Here is a 17695-nt window from a genome sequence, read left to right as displayed (position 1 = left end):
GCCCGGGGCGGGACGAGGGTCCCGCCCCGGGCGCGGTCGTGTGTGACCGGCCGCGGCCGGCTCAGGACGTCAGCGTGGCGAAGACGATCACGTTGTCCTGGTAGCTGCCGGCGGCCTGGTCGAACTGGCCGCCGCAGGTCACCACCCGCAGCCCGGGACGGTCGTTCGGGCCGTACACCAGGTCGGTGGGGAACTGCGTCTTCGGGTAGGACCGCACCTCGTCGACGGTGAAGGTGGCGGTGCTGCCGTCGGCCCGCGCCACCGCGACGGTGTCGCCGGGCAGGAGCGAGCCGAGCTGGAAGAAGACCGCCGGCCCGAGCTGTGCCGAGTCGACGTGCCCGACGATCACCGCGTTGCCGGTTTCGCCGGGGCTGACGCCCGGCTCGTACCAGCCCGCCTGCTGGGCCTGGTCCAGCGGGGGCACCTGGACCGTGCCGTCCGGGTTGGTGCCCAGCGGCATGATCCCCGCGTTGACCCCGATCCTGGGGATCACGATCGAGGTGGGAGCGGAGCGGGGCAGCGGGTCGGGGCCCGGCGGCACGCTCGCGTCGGCGGGGACCTGCGCGTCCGGGTCGTCGACCGGCCCGGTGTCCCCGGCCGGGGTGTCCGTCGGGGCGGTCTGCGGTGCGGCCTGGGCCGCCGGCTGCGGCGGACGGGGCGGGGGCGTGGTCCGGATCGACGCGCCGATCATGCCGGAGCCGGCCATGGCGAGGAGGACGACGACGGCCGCGCCGGCGGCGCGCCACGGTCTCCCGTGACGGCCGCCGGCCCGTGTCGCCGTCAGGTCAGCCGAGCTCATTGGCCCGACGCCGCCGCATCAGCACGATGCCGCCGAGGGCAGCCGCGCCGATCATGCCCGCACCACCGGCGGCCATGCCCCGGTCGGCACCGGTGGTGGTCATCCCACCGTCACCGCCGTCGACGTGCCCCTTCGGCAGGACGACCAGCTCGCCCTCGCCGCACGAGCCCTCCAGCTCGTAGCGGCCCGGACGGGCGTCCTTGGAGATCTCGGCCTCGCCGTAGTAGACGAAGTCCTTCTTGTGCTCCCAGCCGCCCTCGTCCTTGCCGTAGCCGGACTCGTCGTCCTTGCCGTAGCCCTCGTGGCCCTGCCAGTCGCCCTCGTCGGACTCCTCGTCCCAGCCGGGCTTGCCGTGCTCGCCGGACTCCTCGCCGGCCCCCGGCTTGCCGTGTTCCTCGCCCTTGCCTTCTTCGGGCTTGCCGTGCTCTTCGCCCTTGCCTTCTTCGGGCTTGCCGTGCTCGTCGCCCTTGCCTTCTTCGGGCTTGCCGTGCTCGTCGCCCTTGCCTTCTTCGGGCTTGCCGTGCTCGTCGCCCTTGCCTTCTTCGGGCTTGCCGTGTTCCTCGCCCTTGCCCTCGTCGGGCTTGCCGCCGTGGTCCGGGCCCTGGTCGGCGGCCATGAAGCCGCCGCCCTGACCGCCGTCCGCCGGGGGCTGTCCACCCTCGGCCGGGGGCTGCGGCTTGGGGCCGTTGTCGTCGGGGGCCTGGCCGTCGGGACCCTTGCCGTGGTCCTCGCCCTTGCCCTCCTCGCCCTTGCCTTCTCCGGGCTTGCCGTGGTCCTCGCCCTTGCCCTCTTCGGGCTTGCCGTGCTCGTCGCCCTTGCCCTCGTCGTCCTTCCAGCCGCCGTGTTCCTCGCCGCGGCCCTCGGCGGGCTTGAGTTTGACCTTGCCGGTGACCTTGGACCAGACGAAGGCGTGTTCCTGCGCCTCCGGGCAGATCTCGATGAGCTTGACCTCGTCGCCGGGCTTGACGACGTGCGGCTTGGCGATGACCTTGCCGTCCCGGCTCTCGCCGTCGTGGTGACCGTCCGCGAACGCGATCCCCGGCGTGAACACCAGAAGGGACGCGCCACCGAGAGCGGCACCCGCGACAACCTTCCCGAGCATCTTGTTAGCCATGACCTGCGTCACTCCATCCCCTGTTGTCCTGAGCCCGACGACAGTCGAGCTATGACCGACGTTAGACGGTTTCATGACTTATTCGGGGAAAGATTCGTGTTTTCGGCTTTACCGATGATGCGACCCTTAAGCACCCCGGGCCGCTTGTGTCGGTATTACCACCCGGCTGCGCGGTCGGTGCGCTCCCGGCCGGGCTGGGCGGAGATAGGCTCGTAGCGGCCCGGATACCGGCCCGGGCGTTGCGGCCAGGTTGCCGCGAAGTATCGAGCCATTGCCATGGAAGCGCTCCCATGCAAGAATCGCTGCACGCGGTTCGGGGAGCCACACCGCGCACGGCAGAGGTCGAGGGCAACCGGTGCACCGGACGACATCGCCGCCGACCGGTCCGTGCGGGCCGGTGAAGCTCACCACCACCACGCCCGTCCTCCGGGTCGGGCACCCCCCGAGATGTCCCGTTGGCGCCGGGGTCGTCCGTACCCCAGGACGCTCACGCGCCACTTGCCGGTCCCCTCGTGGTGCCGGTCTCGCCCAAGGAGTGCAAAAGGCATGAATCTGTGGAGAAGTCTGTCCGCCCGACGCCGGGCGTTCGCCCTCACCGGGGCGAGCGTGCTGGTCGCGGGCGGGCTGGTGACCCTCCCGGTCACCGCGGCGCAGGCCGCCACCCAGTGCAGCATCGACTACACCACCAACGACTGGTCCGGTGGCTTCACCGCGAACGTCACCATCCGCAACGTGGGTGACCCGATCAGCAACTGGACCCTCGGCTTCACCTTCCCCAACAGCAGCCAGCGGGTGACCCAGGGCTGGTCGGCCAAGTGGTCGCAGAGCGGCCAGAACGTGACCGCCACCAACGAGTCCTACAACGGCTCGCTGGGTCGCGGCGGCAGCACCACCCTCGGCTTCAACGGCTCGTGGAGCGGCAGCAACCCCAAGCCGACCTCGTTCACCCTGAACGGGGTGGTCTGCAACGGCGGCACCACGCCCACCACCCCGCCGCCCACCACGCCTCCGCCCACCACGCCCCCGCCGACCACGCCTCCGCCCACCACCCCGCCGCCCACGACGCCTCCGCCCACCACGCCCCCGCCGGGGCAGAAGGTGGACAACCCCTACGCCGGGGTCAAGGGCTACGTGAACCCGGAGTGGAAGGCCAAGGCGGACGCCGAGGCCGGTGGCAGCCGGATCTCCAACAACCCGACCGCCGTGTGGCTGGACCGGATCGCCGCGATCAACGGCACCACCGACAGCAGCTCCAACGGCGCGATGGGCGTCAAGGACCACCTGGACGCCGCCCTCGCCCAGGGTGCCGGCTACATCCAGTTCGTGATCTACAACCTGCCCGGCCGGGACTGCTCGGCGCTCGCCTCCAACGGTGAGCTGGCCGCCGACGAACTGCCGCGCTACAAGGCGGAGTACATCGACCCGATCGCCGCGATCCAGCGGGACGCCAAGTACGCCAGCCTGCGGATCATCAACATCATCGAGATCGACTCGCTGCCGAACCTGATCACCAACACCTCCGGCAACGCCGGTGGCACGGTGCAGTGTGACGTGGTGAAGGCCAACGGCGCGTACGTCAACGGCGTCGGCTACGCCCTGGCCAAGCTGGGCTCGATCGGCAACGTCTACAACTACATCGACGCCGGTCACCACGGCTGGCTGGGCTGGGACACCAACTTCGGCCCGACCGCCGACATCCTGAAGACCGCGGCCACCGCGTCCGGCAGCAACGTGAACTACGTGCACGGCTTCATCACCAACACGGCGAACTACTCCGCCCTGAAGGAGCCGTACGTCAAGATCACCGACTCGGTGAACGGCCAGACCGTGCGCCAGGCCAAGTGGATCGACTGGAACCAGTACGTCGACGAGCTGTCGTTCGCCCAGGCGTTCCGCACCAAGCTGGTCTCGGTCGGCTTCAACAGCAACATCGGCATGCTGATCGACACCTCCCGTAACGGCTGGGGCGGCACCGCCCGGCCCACCGGCCCGGGTGCGACGACCAGCGTGGACACCTACGTCAACGGTGGTCGCATCGACCGTCGTCTGCACGCCGGCAACTGGTGCAACCAGGCCGGTGCGGGTCTCGGCGAGCGGCCGAAGGCCAACCCCGAGTCGGGCATCGACGCCTACGTCTGGGTGAAGCCTCCGGGTGAGTCCGACGGCTCCAGCTCCCTCATCCCGAACAACGAGGGCAAGGGCTTCGACCGGATGTGCGACCCGACCTACACCGGTAACGCCCGCAACGGCAACAGCATGAGCGGTGCGCTGCCCAACGCTCCGATCTCCGGCGCCTGGTTCTCCGCGCAGTTCCAGGAGCTCATGAAGAACGCCTACCCGGCGCTCTGACGAACCAGCCCGCTGCGGCTGGAGTGAGGCACTGACGCGGCGGGCGCACCCGGGCCCCCGGTCCGACCGAGAGGTCGGGCCGGGGGCCCACCCGTGTGCCGGGCCGCTGTCGCGACGGGCTCAGGGGACGGTACGTTCCACCGCGGCCCGGCCCATCTCGGCCAGGTCGCGCCGGGCCCGCTCCAGGTTCTCCGCGGTCAGGTCCTGCCCGCGCGCCATGACCAGGTCCTCCGGCTCCCAGGGCTGCTCCGCCCCGGTGCGGATGTTGTCCCCACCGGCCCCGGTGCCGGTACCGGTGGCCCCGGTGCCGGCGGCGTACGGGTCGCCGATCAGCTCCCCGGTCGCACCACCGGGCTGGTCACCCGGCGCGACGAACGACGGATCGGCCGGACCGGCGCCGCCCCGGGCCAACTGCGGCACGGTGGAGTCGTCGTCCACCGCGGCGGCCACCTCCTGGCGCTCCTCCAACGGTCGGTTCGGGTCACGGTCGGTCATGGTGCCGCCCTCCTGTCCCAGACGCTTCCCGCGTCCCGGGTACCCCGTCCGGGCGACCCCATGCCGGGCGGATCAGACCTCCCGGGCCTCCTCGGCGCTGGGCGGCACCACCGGGCGCAGCCACTGCCAGGCCAGCATGAACAGCCCGAAGGCCAGCATCGCCAGCCCGGCCCAGAGATTGATCCGGACGCCCTGCGCCTTGTCGATCTCGGCCGCCGAGTCGAAGAGACCGACCAGGCCGACGATCACCCCGTACACCACGAAAAGACCACCGATGACCCGGCGGATGTCGAACAGCCGGGCGGCGGCGGACCGCTTGCGTTCGTTCTCGGTCTCGGCGACCTGCGGGTCGTTCGCCCGCTCGCTGTGCTGGTCCACGTCTGCGCCTCCCTCTCGTGACGGACCGGGCTCAGAAGACCGGGATGTAGAAGAGCACGGCCAGCACCAGCGCGATCGCGCCGAGCAGCACCGGCGAACGCCACCAGACCTGGTCCCCGGCGAGCACGTCGCCCTTCAGGTCGATCCCGCCCATGCCGTAGACCAGACCCTGCAACTCCTCGGCCCGCTTGGGGCGGGTCAGCGGCGTGACCACCGCCGCCACCACGGCGACCGTGACGAAGGCGATGCCCGCGCCCCAGAAGCTCTCCTCCAGGTCGGAGTTGAAGTGCACCACGCCGGCCTTGTAGAGCAGGTAGGTCGCCAACGCGGCCAGGGTGCCCGCCAGCAGCGACCAGAAACCGGCCAGCGCGCTCATCCGCTTCCAGAACATGCCGATGATGAAGGTGGCGAACAGCGGGGCGTTGAACAGGGAGAACAGCGCCTGGATGTAGTTCATGATGTTGCTGAACCCGGCGGCGATGAAGGCGGTGCCGATGCCCACCACCACCCCGCCCACGGTGGCGATCCGCCCGATCCGGATGTAGTACTCGTCGGAGCGCTCCTTGCGGACGTACGCCTGCCAGATGTCGTAGGTGAAGACGGTGTTGAAGCCGCTGACGTTGGCCGCCATGCCGGCCATGAACGAGGCGACCAGGCCGGTGACCGCGATCCCCAGCACCCCGTTGGGCAGCAGGTCACGCATCAGCAGCGGAATCGCGTTGTTGTAGACCAGGTCACCGGACTCGGCCCCCAGCCCCTTGACGGTGACCAGCGCGATCAGGCCGGGGACCACGGTCACCACCGGGATGACCAGCTTCGGGTACGCGGCGATGATCGGCGTACGCCGGGCGGCGCTCATGTTCTTGGCCGACAGCGCCCGCTGCACCTCGGCGAAGTTGGTGGTCCAGTAGCCGAAGGAGAGCACGAAACCGAGCCCGAACACGATGCCCAGCCAGTGCGCGCCGAGCGGGTTCGCGGTGCTGCCGGTGCCCTCCCAGGCGTGCAGCCCGGCCTCGCCCAACTTCGAGTCGCGGACCGAGTCCATCAGGCCGGACCAGCCGCCCACCTTCACCAGTCCGATGACGGTGATCGGCACCAGACCGGCGATGATGACGAAGAACTGGAGCACCTCGTTGTAGATCGCGCCGGAGAGCCCGCCGACGGTGATGTAGGCCAGCACGATCACCGCGCCGACGATGACCGCCAGCCAGAGCGGCCAGCCGAGCAGCGCCTGCATGATCAGCGCCAGCGCGTACAGGTTGACCCCGGCGATCAGCACCTGGGCGACCGCGAAGCTGATCGCGTTCAGCAGGTGGGTCGGGCGGTTGAACCGCAGCCGCAGGTATTCCGGGACGCTGCGCACCCGGGAGCCGTAGTAGAACGGCATCATCACGATGCCCAGGAAGATCATCGCCGGTACGGCGCCGATCCAGTAGTAGTGGACGGTCATGATGCCGTACTGCGCGCCGTTGGCGGCCATCCCGATGATCTCCAGGGCGCCCAGGTTGGCCGAGACGAAGGCCAGGCCGGTCACCCAGGCGGGCAGCGAACGCCCGGAGAGGAAGAAGTCGACGCTGGTGCGGATCGCCCGGCGGGCGGCGAAACCGACCCCGAGGACGGTGACGAAGTAGAGCGCGAGGATTCCGTAATCCAGCACGTTCATGTTCAGTCTGAGCCCGGCACCGTCCATCGTCCGCCACCTCTCCGATGCGCCCTTGACGCCCGCCGGGCGCGCTATTACCCCTCGTGCGGGTTTTCATGCCTGGCGTCCGGGTCGATTCGGCGGACGGACCGTCGACGCCCCGGCCGGGAGTGGCCCGGCCGGGGCGTCGACGGAGGGTGGGCACCGGCGGTGGGTCCGTCCGGTGCGGCGCCGGCGGGCCGTCCGTGCGGCCCTCCGGCGGTTCAGCGGCCCAGCACGCGGTCCAGGAAGTCGCGGTAGCGCCGCACGGCCACCCGGAGCTGCTCGGTGTCCGCCTCGTCGGCGCCCTGCCAGCCGCCCAGCTTCTCCTTCTGCCCGGCGAGCGCCTCGGAGAGGGCCGCGATCGCCTCCTCGACGAGCGACTGCGCCTCGCCGGCCGCGCCCCGGGGGTCGTCGACGAAGCGGAGCTGCACGTCGCGCCACCGGTCCCGGAAGCCCTGCGCGGCGTCCGCCTCGAACAGGGTCGCCGCGTCGCTGGGCACGTTCGCGCCCGTCGACCGGTCGGCGGCCGCACCGGCCACCGCACCGGCGGCACCGGCCGCGACGACGCCGGCCGCCGTCGACCCGTCGCCGTCGGCCGTCGCGTCCGGGTCGACCATCGCCGGGGTGGCGCTGCCGTAGCCGGCGGCGTCGGTCACCGGGGCCGGCCGGTCGGTGTCCCGGTCCGGGTCGGCGTGGCCGGCCGGGCCGGTGGCGTCGACGTCCCGGGTGGCGGTGTCCCCGGCGTCGACGTCGGCGGCGGTGCGGTCGGCCGACCAGCGGTCCCGGTCGTGGATCCGGTCCGCCCCGGTCGGGTCGGCGCGCTCGTCGTCGAACGGCCCGGTCCGCCCCGGCGCCCCGTCACCGGGCACGGCGAGGTCCTCGTCCCGGGCGTCCCGCTCGTCCTGCGGTCGTCCGCCGGCCAGCGCCGACGCGGCCACCGCGTCGCCCACGCTGGCCGCCCCGAAGGCGGTGGGCAGGGGCGCGGGCTCGTGGAACTCCGGCCGCCGGTCCCCGTCCGGGTCGGTGTCGGCCGGTGTCTCCCGGTCGGTCGCCAGCTCGGCGTCGTCGCGGGGGTGCGGGCGGGTGAGGGGCGACCCGTCGTCGGCCCGCGGGCCGTAGTAGCCGTCGTGGTTGTCGAAGCCGTCCCGGTCGTCGAAGCCGTCGCCGTCGATGCCGTCGTCGTCGAGGTCGATGGGGTCCCGGTCGTCGACGCCGTTGCGGTCCCGGTCGTCGCGGGCCGTGGCGTGCCGGCCGCCCGGGTCGGCGTCCACCGCGTCCGGCGGCGGCACCGCCACCGGGGTGGACCGGACGACCTCGGGGTGGTCGGTGGTCGACTGCTGCTCGTCCTGGCGCATGGCGGTGTTCTCCTCAGCGGGTGGTGGCGTCAGCGGGTGGTTGCGTCCTGCGGGCTGTCCGGGTGCTGCTGCTCCGGCAGGCGGTGCCCGACCGGCTCCTCGCCGAGCAGATCGGCGACGAGGGCGCGGTAGTGGACGACGGCCTGCCGGAGATCCTCGGTGCCGGCCTCGCCACGCTCGTTGCGCAGCCGGATCTCGTGCGCCTCCCGGTAGTGGGTCAGGGTGCGGGCGTGCTCCACCGACAGGTGCGCGGCCTGCTCGGCGAACTCCCCGGTCGGGTAGCCCCGGTCGGCGATCAGACGGCTGACCAGCTCGTCGGCGTCACCGACGGCCTCGGCCGGCGAGTCGACGAAGCGGACCTGGAGTTCCTCCCAGGCGGTGGCGTACCGGGCCCGGTCGGTCGGGCTGAGCGGGGTGAGCGTCAACTCCGCGTGGCGGCGCTCCCGTTCGCGCAGTTCCCGCTCGGCGGCGCTGCGGCTGTCCTGCTCCGCGACCACCCGGTCGTACTCCGGCCCGAACCGGGACCGCAGGGCGCGTCGGCGGTTGGCCACCACGGCCACGGCGACCAGCGCCGCCACCACCAGTACGGCGAGAACCAGTAGGACTATCTGCGTGGGCGACATGGCTCCTCCTTCGCCCTGCGGTATTCCCTCCCCGCACTGATCACCAATCCCGATCCGGCGAATTTCCTCCGCCCACGCCGATCCCGACCGGGACGAAGCGGCCACGACGTCCGTCCGGGTCCGTCCGGGGGGAAATCCGATCACGTTTTTCCATCGGTCCGGCCCGGCCGGCACGGGCTCGGCACGGGCACCACGGCCCGGCGCGGATGCCTGATCAAGCCGGCTGCGGCCCGGTCGGCCGGGGCGGCCCGTCGCGTGGCGGGGCGGCGACGCAGCGGTGACGCCGGGAGACGCACGGTAGTGCTGAGCGTCAGGATTACGTATTCTGCCCAAGGTGCCGCGCCGGTGCCCGGCATCGATGCCGGAACCGCCCGGTCGGTGCCGGCGCCACCGCCGACACTCCCGCCCGGGCGAGGACTCATGGACACCCGCGACTGGCCGATCCGCGCCAAGCTGACCGCCCTGGTCGTCACCCCGGTGGCCGCCCTCCTGGCGCTCTGGATCTTCGCCACGACGTTGACCTTCGGGCCGGCGCTCGACCTGCTCGCCGCCCGGACCCTGCTGTCGGACTTCGGCCGCCCCGGCGAACGGGTGGTGGCCGAGCTGCAACGGGAACGGCGGACCTCGGTGATCCAACTGGCCGGCACCGGCACCCTGCCCGCCCTCGCCGACCAGCGGCGACGCACCGACGAGGCGATCGTCGAGCTGCGTCGGATGATGGCCGGCGACGCGCTGCGGGACGCCGCCGGTGACCTGCTCAACGCCCGGCTCGACGCGCTCGGCGCCGCCCTGGAGGCGTTGCCGGCCGGCCGGGGGTTCATCGACCGCCGGCAGGTCGACCGGGCCGGCGCCATCGGCCTGTACAGCGGCATGATCTCCTCGGCCTTCCAGGCGTTCGCCGCGACGGCGGCGCTGCCCGACGCCGAGTTGAACCGGCAGGCACTCGCCCTCACCGCGGTCGGCCGCTCCCGCGAACTGCTCGGCCAGACCGACGCGATGCTCGCCGGGGCGTTCGTCGCCGGCCGGTTCACCGAGGGCGAGCACCTGCGGCTGGTGCAGACCATCGCCAACGAACGGTTCCTCGCCGAATCGGCGGTGGCCGACCTGCCGGCCGCCGACCGGGCCGCCTACCAGCGGCTGGTGGAGGGGGAGGTGTTCGTCCGGCTCCGCACCATGCAGGAGCAGCTGCTCAGCGCCGGGCCGTCCGGCCTCCCGCCGATCGACCCGCGTACCTGGCAGGCCAGCCAGGAGGCCGTCCAGCAGGGGTTGCGCGACTTCGAACTCAGCCAGGCCGACGGGCTGGCCGAACGGTCCGTGCCGGTGGCCGTCACGATCCTGCTGCGCCTCGGCGTCGCCGGGGTGCTGGGCCTCGTCGCGATCGGGGTGTCGCTGCTGGTCGCCGTCCGGGTCGGGCGGACGCTGGCCCGCCGGTTGTCCGCCGTCCGCAACGCCGCGCTGGAGCTGGCCGGGCACCGGCTGCCCGACGTGGTGGCCCGGCTGCGCCGGGGCGAACAGGTCGACGTGGCCCGGGAGGCCCCGCCGCTGTCCTACGGCGCGGACGAGATCGGCGACGTCGGGCGGGCGTTCACCGAGGTCAGCCGGGTGGCGGTGCGGTCGGCGATCGACGAGGTGACGCTGCGCCGGGGGTTGAACGAGGTCTTCCTCAACCTCGCCCGGCGCAGTCAGGGCCTGGTGCACCGGCAGCTCGCCGTGCTCGACCGGATGGAGCGCCGCGCCGAGGACCCGGACGAGCTGGCCGAGCTGTTCCGCGTCGACCACCTGGCGACCCGGCTGCGCCGGCACGCCGAGGACCTGGTCATCCTGGCCGGGGCGGCACCGGGCCGGGGCTGGCGGCAGCCGGTCGCCCTGCTGGACGTGCTGCGCGGCGCGATCTCCGAGGTCGAGGCGTACGACCGGGTGGACATCGGCCGGGTCGAGCCGGCCGGGCTGCTCGGCCGGGCCGTCGCCGACGTCATCCACCTGCTCGCCGAGCTGATCGAGAACGCGACCGCGTTCTCCCCGCCCGAGCGTCGGGTCGAGGTGACCGGGGCGTCGGTCGTCGACGGCTACCTCGTCGAGATCACCGACCACGGGCTCGGGATGTCACCGCAGGCGGTCGAGGACGCCAACCGGCGGCTGGCCACCCCGCCCGAGTTCGACCCGGCCGACAGCGCCCGGCTCGGCCTGTTCGTGGTCTCGCGGCTGGCCGCCCGGCACGGCGTCCGGGTCACCCTGCGGGCCGGGACGCCGGTCGGGCTCACCGCGCTGGTACGCCTCCCGGCCGACCTGATCACCGAGGAGCCGCCGATCGCCCCGCCGACCCGGGACCGTCCGGCGGCGTCGGTGACCCGGCTGACCACCCTGCCCCGACCGCGTACCACCCGGACCACCCGGGAGCGACCGGACCAGACGGTGCTGCCGTTCGCCCCGGCCCGTACCTCGTCGGTGGAGGCCGCCGTCGACGGCGACGGCCTGCCCCGCCGGGTCCGCCGCCGGGGCCCGGTGGCCCGCCCCCCGCGCCCGCCGGCCGGCCCCGACACGCCCACCACCCGCTCCCCCGAGGAGGTACGGCGACAGATGTCGGCCCTGCAGGCCGGCACCGCCCGGGGACGGCTGGACAGCAGCGGCGTCCACCCGGTCCCACCGGCCCGGCCCGCCCCGACCACGGGCGGCGACCCGGGGCGGTCCGACGCCGGGGCATCCCCGTCGCCGGCCGGCCCGGTGGCGACGCCCGATTCGACCGCGACTGAGAGGGACGCCTAGTGGTGCACACGACACGGCAGAACGCCGATCTCGGCTGGTTGCTCGACGAACTGGTGGAGCGGGTGCCGGCGGCCCAGCAGGCGGTGGTCCTCTCCGCCGACGGCCTGCTGCTCGGTGCCTCCGCCGGGCTGGACCGGGCCGACGCCGAACACCTCTGCGCGCTGGCCTCGGGCTTCTCCAGCCTGGCCAAGGGGGCCAGCCGGCAGTTGGCCGCCGGTGGCGTCCGGCAGACGGTGGTGGAGATGGAGGAGGCGTACCTCTTCGTGACCGCCGCCGGGCAGGGCGCCTGCCTGGCGGTGGCCTGCGCGGCGGACGCCGACATCGGCCTGGTGGCCTACGAGATGGCGATGCTGGTCGTCCGGGTCGGCGAGAACCTGACCGCCCCGGCGCGGGCGGCGGGGCTCGCCGATGCGGGCTGAGCAGCCGGGTCACCAGCACGAGTGGCTGGACGGTGCGGCCGGTCCGGTGGTGCGCCCGTACACCCTCACCGGTGGCCGGGTGCGGCCCGCTGTCGGCGGCTTCGACCTGGTGGCCTTCGTGCTGGCCGCGGCGGGTGTCGACCCGTACGGCCAGCCGGGGCTGCAACCCGAGCACCGTCGGCTGGTGGAGTGCGCCCGGCAGCCGGTGGCGGTGGTGGATCTCGCCGCCGACCTGGATCTCGCCCTCGGGGTGGTCCAGGTCCTCCTCGGTGACCTGCTCGCCCGTGGGCTGGTCACCGTGCACGAACCGCCGGCCGCCGCCGGCCTTCCCGACGACGACATTCTCAAGGCGGTGGTCAGTGGACTACGTGCGCTCTGATCGCGACTCCTCAGCGGGCCGGCTGCCGCTGGCTCTCAAGATCCTCATTGCCGGTGGCTTCGGCGCCGGCAAGACGACGCTGGTGAGCGCGCTCAGCGAGGTCCGGCCATTGCAGACCGAGGAGGTGCTGACCGACGCCGGCATCGGCACCGACGACCTGTCCGGGGTGGAGGGCAAGTCGACCACCACCGTGGCGATGGACTTCGGCCGGATCACCATCACCGACGATCTCCAGGTCTACCTGTTCGGCACCCCCGGGCAGGACCGGTTCTGGTTCCTCTGGGACGAGTTGGCCTTCGGCGCGCTCGGCGCGGTGGTGCTGGCCGACACCCGCCGGCTGGCCGACTGCTTCCCGTCGATCGACTACTTCGAGCAGCGCGGCATCCCGTTCGTGGTGGGGGTGAACTGTTTCGAGGACACCCGCCGGTTCGGTGTCGACGCGGTGCGGCAGGCGTTGGACATCGAACCGGAGGTGCCGGTGATGCTCTGCGACGCCCGGGACCGGCAGTCCGGCAAACTGGTGCTGATCTCGCTGGTCGAGCACGTGGCCCGGCAGCGCGGCGAACCGGTCCCGGTGGGCTGACCGGCCCCGCACCCCTGCCGGGCTGAGGAAAACCGGGAAACCAGGGATGCCGGCGGGCGATTGCGGGAAGCCTGGGGAGCGACGACGGGATTCGGCGGAGGGATGGTTCGGTGACGGGGACGATCGTCCACATCGGCGGTTACACGGCGGACACGGGCGGGCGCGGGGAGGGCATCGTCGCCGCCCGGCGGGACCCGGAGACGGGGGAGTTGACCCCGCTCGGCACGGTCGCGGTGACCCCGGCGCCGTCCTTCCTCGTCCGGCACCCGTCCCGGCCGGTGCTCTACGCGGTCAACGAGCTGCCCGAGGGGCAGGTGAGCGCCTTCGCGGTCGACCCCGACGGCGGGCTGACCCCGCTGGGGGTCCGGTCGACAGGCGGTGCCGAGCCGGCCCACCTGGCGGTCGCCCCGGACGGCGGGCACCTCTTCGTCGCCAACTACGGCGGGGGCAGCGTCGCCGTCCTGCCGTTGGACGGGCAGGGGGTGCCCGGGGAACGGACCGACCTGGTGGTCCACCAGGGGCACGGCCCGGACCCGCAGCGGCAGGAGCAGGCGCACTGCCACATGGTGTCGCCCGATCCCGACGCCGGCCCGCTGCTCGCCGTCGACCTGGGCACCGACTCGGTCTACCGGTACGACCTGGACGCCGCCACCGGCCGGCTGACGCCGCGTGCCCCCCGGGTGCACACGGTCGCGGGCACCGGCCCCCGGCACCTGGCCCGGCATCCCGACAGGCAGCGCTGCTGGCTCTCCGGTGAGCTGGACGCGACGGTGACCGCCTACGAGCTGACCGCCGACGGGGCGCTGCACCAGCGGGGTCGGGTGGACGCCAGCGGGCGGGCCGGTCACGTCCAGCCGTCGGAGATCACCGTCGGCCCGGACGGGCGGTTCCTCTACCTGGGCAACCGGGGGGTCGGCACGGTGGCGGTCTTCGCCCTCGACGGGGAGCTGCCCCGGCTGGTCGACGAGGTGGACACCGGCGGGGAGTGGCCCCGGCACTTCGCGTTCGCCGGCCGGCACCTGTACGTCGCCGACGAGCGGGCCGACATGATCCGGGTGTTTTGGGTCGACCCCGAGTCGGGCGTGCCGTCGCCGGTGGGTGAGCCGGTGCCCACCGGCAGTCCGACCTGCGTACTGCCCTGACATACGTCCGTCCGGGGTGGATCGGTGCCACGTCACGAGACGATTTGATTACTCAGAGTGCCGAAATAGTGATCAACTGTTTCTCCTGCGTAACTTTCGTCCGAACGGTTGTGGCAGTAAGCGCACGAGATACGCAAGATGGTCAGCGTGTCTGGCCGCCATCGCATGCGTTCAAGTATCCGTGGAGCGGGCGCCGCCGCGGCGGCGACCGCGCTCGTCGTCGTGGTCGGCGGCTCCTGGGTCGGTTACCAGCAGTTGGCCGGACCGTCCTGCTCGGGGGAGATCCAGCTCGGCGTGGCCGCCGCGCCCGAGGTCGCGCCGGCCGTCGAGGCGGCGGCGGCCCAGTGGACGACGGACGGGGCGGCGGTCGGTGGCACCTGCATCAAGGTGAACGTCACGGCCTCCGAACCGGTGGAGGTGGCCGCCGCGGTGGCTAGCAAGCACGGGGCCAGCCTCGCCGGGGTGGGGCAGGCCAGCGGCACCGCGGTCACGCCCGACGTGTGGATTCCGGACTCGTCGACCTGGCTGCTGCGCCTCAAGAGCGGCGGCGCCACCGCGTTCGCCCCCGGCAACGGCGCGTCGATCGCCCGCAGCCCGATCGTGGTGGCCATGCCGCAGCCGATCGCCAGCACCAAGTTCGGCTGGCCGGAGAAGAAGCTCACCTGGAACGACATGCTGCGCGCCGTACGCAGCGACAAGCCGCTGCGGGCCGGCATCGTCGAGCCGACCCAGGACGCCGCCGGGCTCTCCGGCCTGCTCTCCCTGACCGCCGCGGCCAGCGGCGGGGGCGGCGACGCCCAGCAGGCGACCACGGCCGCCCTGCGGGCGCTGGCCACCGGTCGCTCGGCGCTGCGGCAGGACCTGCTGGCCCGGTTCCCGCGCTCCAACGACCCGACCTCCATCGCCAGCGCGCTCGGTGCCGCCGCGCTGTCGGAGGAGGACGTCATCGCCTACAACAACACCAAGCCGCCGATCCCGCTGGCCGCGCTCTACCTGGAGCCGTCGCCGATGCCGCTGGACTACCCGTACGCGGTGCTCCCCGGGATCGACCAGGCCAAGGCGTCGGCCGCGAAGGTGCTCTTCGAACTGCTCACCACGCAGAGCTTCAAGAACCGGCTCGCCGTGCAGTCGCTGCGCGCCCCGGACGGCAACTGGGGTGACGGCTTCAAGGCGCCGCAGGGCGCGCCGAGCCCGGCCGGCGGCGGCACGGCCGTGCCCCCGTCCGGGGGGACCGCCGCCGGTGGCCTGGACCCGGTGGCCATAGACCGGGCGGTCTCCGGCTGGTCGATCGCCACCCAGTCCGGGCGGATGCTCTGCGTCATCGACGTCTCCGGCTCGATGAAGGCCCCCGTCCCGTCGGCCAACAACGCCAGCCGGGAACAGGTGACCGTGGCGGCGGCCAGCCGGGGCCTGAACCTCTTCGACGACTCCTGGTCGATCGGGCTGTGGACCTTCTCCACCGAGCTGGTCGGCTCGCGGGACTGGCGGGAGATCGAGCCGATCAACCCGCTGTCCGGCAACCGGGGCAAGCTGGAGCAGGGGCTCGCCGGCATCCGCCCGTCCAGCGGCGACACCGGCCTGTACGACACCATGCTGGCGGCGTACAAGACCGTCCAGGACGGTTGGGAGCCCGGCCGGGTCAACTCGGTGGTGCTGTTCACCGACGGCAAGAACGAGGACAAGAACGGCATCTCGCAGAGCGCGCTGATCAGCCGGCTCAAGCAGCTCAACGACCCGGAGCGCCCGGTGCAGGTGGTCATCATCGGCATCGGCAGCGAGGTCTCCAAGGCCGAACTCCAGTCCATCACCAACGTCACCGGTGGCGGCGCCTTCGTCACCGAGGACCCGTCCAAGATCGGTGACATCTTCCTGAAGGCCATCGCGTTGCGCCCGAACGCACCGCGCTGAGCCCTCGCACAGCGCTGGCGACCTGCCGCGCCGGGCAAACCGGTGCGGTAGTGCGCTTTCCGGCTCCGGCCGGATGACGAAAACTGACGGTAATGTGTCCGAGGCAATTGGTGAGCATCATTGTTGGGGCAGGATGTCGGGAGTGCTCCGGCGGCCGGCCCGTGGGGATGACCACCGGCTGCGGAGTCGACCAGTGTGATGTGGGGGAGGTTGGGTGACCTCGGCGACGCTGTCCACGCCCGTCCGTACCCCGCCGTCGGCACCCGGTGCCCGGCCGGCGGGTACCCGGTCACAGTCCAGCCAGCGGGGCTACGTACGGACGCTCGTGGTGCTGGACACCGCCGTGCTGTCGCTGGCGGTCCTCGCCGGCTACGCCACCCGCTTCGGCGACGCCGTGCCGCGCGGCTCGGAGATCCCGTACGTGGTGGTGGCGCCGGCCCTGGTGCTGGTCTGGCTGGTCTCGCTCAAGGCGCTGCGCTGCTACGACGACCGGGTGCTCGGCTACGGCGCGGACGAGTACCGGCGGGTCAGCGGGGCGAGCCTGCGACTGGCCGGTGGGGTCGCGATCGCCGGCTACATCTTCGACGTCGGGGTCTCCCGCGGCTTCCTCGGCATCTCCTTCGCCGTCGGCACGGTCGGGCTGGTGGCCACCCGGTTCGCCGCCCGCAAGGCACTGCACCGGGCCCGCTGCCGGGGCGACGGCTGGTCCCGCCGGGTGCTCGTCGTCGGGGACACCGCGCACGTGTTGGAGTTGGTGCACACCCTGCGCCGGGAGCCGTACGCCGGCTACCACGTGGTCGGCGCGTGCATCCCCGACGCGCTGCTCGCCCCGGTGCCGCAGCGGCTCAGCGACGTGCCGGTGGTGGGCTCCCTGCGGGGCATCCCCGAGGCCGCCGCCGCGATCGGCGCGGACACCGTGGCCGTCACCGCGTCCGGCGAGCTGACCGCGACCCGGCTGCGCCGGCTGGGCTGGCAGCTGGAGGGCACCGGCATCGACCTGGTCGTCGCCCCCGCCCTCACCGACGTCGCCGGCCCGCGCATCCACACCCGGCCGGTGGCCGGGCTGCCGCTGATCCACGTCGAGGCGCCCGAGTTCCGGGGGGCCCGCAAGCTGGTCAAGGAGTTCGTCGACCGGTCCGCCGCCGCCGTGGCGCTGGCGCTGCTGCTGCCCCTGGTGGCGCTGATCGCGTTGGCCGTCCGGCTGGACAGCCGGGGGCCGGTGCTGTTCCGGCAGACCCGGGTCGGGCAGGGCGGCCGGGAGTTCGGGGTGCTGAAGTTCCGCACCATGGTGGTCAACGCCGACGCGCTGCTGGCCGAGCTGGTCGCCCGCAACGAGACCAACGGGCTGATGTTCAAGATGCGCGACGACCCGCGGGTCACCCGGATCGGGCGGCTGCTGCGCAAGTGGTCCCTCGACGAGCTACCCCAGCTGGTCAACGTGCTGCTCGGCCAGATGAGCCTGGTCGGCCCCCGGCCGCCGTTGCCCTCCGAGGTGGCCCGCTACGACGGCGACGTGGCCCGCCGCCTGCTGGTCAAGCCGGGCATGACCGGCCTCTGGCAGGTCAGCGGCCGGTCCGACCTGAGCTGGGAGGACGGCATCCGGCTGGACCTCTACTACGTGGAGAACTGGTCGCTCGCCGCCGACCTGACCATCCTGTGGAAGACCTTCGGCGCGGTGCTGCGCGGGCGCGGGGCGTACTGACC

The 17695-nt window shown here is 72.8% G+C and carries 15 protein-coding genes; 8 read left to right on the top strand and 7 right to left on the bottom strand.

The features are described 5' to 3' along the window. Positions 1-61: 61 nt before the first annotated feature. Positions 62-784, bottom strand: a complete 723-nt coding sequence (locus tag FJK98_RS26725) for a class F sortase (RefSeq protein ID WP_145923011.1) — start codon at positions 782-784, stop codon at positions 62-64. A gap of 1 nt (position 785) precedes the next feature. Then, the gene (locus FJK98_RS26720) at positions 786-1913 is read right to left on the bottom strand and encodes a hypothetical protein (protein ID WP_145921432.1); all 1128 of its coding nucleotides are present in this window, start codon (positions 1911-1913) and stop codon (positions 786-788) included. A gap of 546 nt (positions 1914-2459) precedes the next feature. On the opposite strand from FJK98_RS26720, the gene FJK98_RS26715 reads away from it, so the two are divergent. Further along, on the top strand, positions 2460-4262 hold the full coding sequence (locus FJK98_RS26715; protein WP_145921431.1) for a glycoside hydrolase family 6 protein: 1803 nt from the start codon (positions 2460-2462) through the stop codon (positions 4260-4262). Positions 4263-4382: 120 nt separating this feature from the next. On the opposite strand, the gene FJK98_RS26710 is transcribed toward FJK98_RS26715, so the two are convergent. From FJK98_RS26710 to FJK98_RS26690, 5 genes are all read right to left on the bottom strand, one after another. After that, on the bottom strand, positions 4383-4757 hold the full coding sequence (locus FJK98_RS26710) for a hypothetical protein (RefSeq protein WP_145921430.1): 375 nt from the start codon (positions 4755-4757) through the stop codon (positions 4383-4385). Positions 4758-4829: 72 nt separating this feature from the next. Beyond that, entirely contained in the window at positions 4830-5135 is a 306-nt protein-coding gene (locus FJK98_RS26705; RefSeq protein WP_145921429.1) for a hypothetical protein, read from the bottom strand. Between the two features lie 31 nt (positions 5136-5166). Continuing rightward, positions 5167-6825 (bottom strand): sodium:solute symporter family protein, encoded by a 1659-nt coding sequence (locus FJK98_RS26700; protein ID WP_145921428.1) that lies wholly within the window; start codon positions 6823-6825, stop codon positions 5167-5169. A 215-nt stretch (positions 6826-7040) separates the two neighbouring features. Then, a complete protein-coding gene (locus FJK98_RS26695) occupies positions 7041-8174 on the bottom strand; it encodes a hypothetical protein (RefSeq protein ID WP_145921427.1) in 1134 nt (377 codons plus the stop codon). Positions 8175-8203: 29 nt separating this feature from the next. Next, the gene (locus tag FJK98_RS26690) at positions 8204-8797 is read right to left on the bottom strand and encodes a hypothetical protein (protein WP_145921426.1); all 594 of its coding nucleotides are present in this window, start codon (positions 8795-8797) and stop codon (positions 8204-8206) included. 420 nt (positions 8798-9217) lie between these two features. On the opposite strand from FJK98_RS26690, the gene FJK98_RS26685 reads away from it, so the two are divergent. From FJK98_RS26685 to FJK98_RS26655, 7 genes are all read left to right on the top strand, one after another. Then, positions 9218-11560 (top strand): nitrate- and nitrite sensing domain-containing protein, encoded by a 2343-nt coding sequence (locus tag FJK98_RS26685; RefSeq protein ID WP_145921425.1) that lies wholly within the window; start codon positions 9218-9220, stop codon positions 11558-11560. Beyond that, the gene (locus tag FJK98_RS26680; protein ID WP_145921424.1) at positions 11560-11979 is read left to right on the top strand and encodes a roadblock/LC7 domain-containing protein; all 420 of its coding nucleotides are present in this window, start codon (positions 11560-11562) and stop codon (positions 11977-11979) included. Before FJK98_RS26685 ends, FJK98_RS26680 begins: the two co-directional genes overlap by 1 nt. Further along, positions 11969-12358, top strand: a complete 390-nt coding sequence (locus FJK98_RS26675; RefSeq protein ID WP_145921423.1) for a DUF742 domain-containing protein — start codon at positions 11969-11971, stop codon at positions 12356-12358. Before FJK98_RS26680 ends, FJK98_RS26675 begins: the two co-directional genes overlap by 11 nt. After that, positions 12339-12941, top strand: a complete 603-nt coding sequence (locus FJK98_RS26670; RefSeq protein WP_145921422.1) for an ATP/GTP-binding protein — start codon at positions 12339-12341, stop codon at positions 12939-12941. The genes FJK98_RS26675 and FJK98_RS26670 overlap by 20 nt, the downstream gene beginning before the upstream one ends. A 110-nt stretch (positions 12942-13051) precedes the next feature. Continuing rightward, positions 13052-14083 carry a lactonase family protein gene (locus FJK98_RS26665; RefSeq protein WP_205789221.1) on the top strand — a complete coding sequence of 344 codons (1032 nt, stop codon included), beginning with the start codon at positions 13052-13054 and terminating at the stop codon, positions 14081-14083. Between the two features lie 165 nt (positions 14084-14248). Further along, on the top strand, positions 14249-15991 hold the full coding sequence (locus FJK98_RS26660) for a substrate-binding domain-containing protein (RefSeq protein ID WP_145921420.1): 1743 nt from the start codon (positions 14249-14251) through the stop codon (positions 15989-15991). A gap of 214 nt (positions 15992-16205) precedes the next feature. Next, on the top strand, positions 16206-17693 hold the full coding sequence (locus FJK98_RS26655; protein ID WP_145921419.1) for a sugar transferase: 1488 nt from the start codon (positions 16206-16208) through the stop codon (positions 17691-17693). The last annotated feature ends 2 nt before the right edge of the window (positions 17694-17695 follow it).

It is taken from the genome of Micromonospora sp. HM134 (assembly GCF_007833915.1).
Taxonomy (GTDB): Bacteria; Actinomycetota; Actinomycetes; order Mycobacteriales; family Micromonosporaceae; genus Micromonospora; species Micromonospora wenchangensis.
Note: the sequence above shows the minus strand (reverse complement) of the source record. Positions and strands in the feature narration are given on the sequence as shown.

Bases quoted from the DNA above. Each gene is read 5' to 3' on its own strand.
- FJK98_RS26720 (WP_145921432.1), bottom strand. From the start codon at position 1,913: ATGGCTAACAAGATGCTCGGGAAGGTTGTCGCGGGTGCCGCTCTCGGT.
- FJK98_RS26715 (WP_145921431.1), top strand. From the start codon at position 2,460: ATGAATCTGTGGAGAAGTCTGTCCGCCCGACGCCGGGCGTTCGCCCTC.
- FJK98_RS26710 (WP_145921430.1), bottom strand. From the start codon at position 4,757: ATGACCGACCGTGACCCGAACCGACCGTTGGAGGAGCGCCAGGAGGTG.
- FJK98_RS26700 (WP_145921428.1), bottom strand. From the start codon at position 6,825: ATGGACGGTGCCGGGCTCAGACTGAACATGAACGTGCTGGATTACGGA.
- FJK98_RS26695 (WP_145921427.1), bottom strand. From the start codon at position 8,174: ATGCGCCAGGACGAGCAGCAGTCGACCACCGACCACCCCGAGGTCGTC.
- FJK98_RS26690 (WP_145921426.1), bottom strand. From the start codon at position 8,797: ATGTCGCCCACGCAGATAGTCCTACTGGTTCTCGCCGTACTGGTGGTG.
- FJK98_RS26685 (WP_145921425.1), top strand. From the start codon at position 9,218: ATGGACACCCGCGACTGGCCGATCCGCGCCAAGCTGACCGCCCTGGTC.
- FJK98_RS26675 (WP_145921423.1), top strand. From the start codon at position 11,969: ATGCGGGCTGAGCAGCCGGGTCACCAGCACGAGTGGCTGGACGGTGCG.
- FJK98_RS26660 (WP_145921420.1), top strand. From the start codon at position 14,249: ATGCGTTCAAGTATCCGTGGAGCGGGCGCCGCCGCGGCGGCGACCGCG.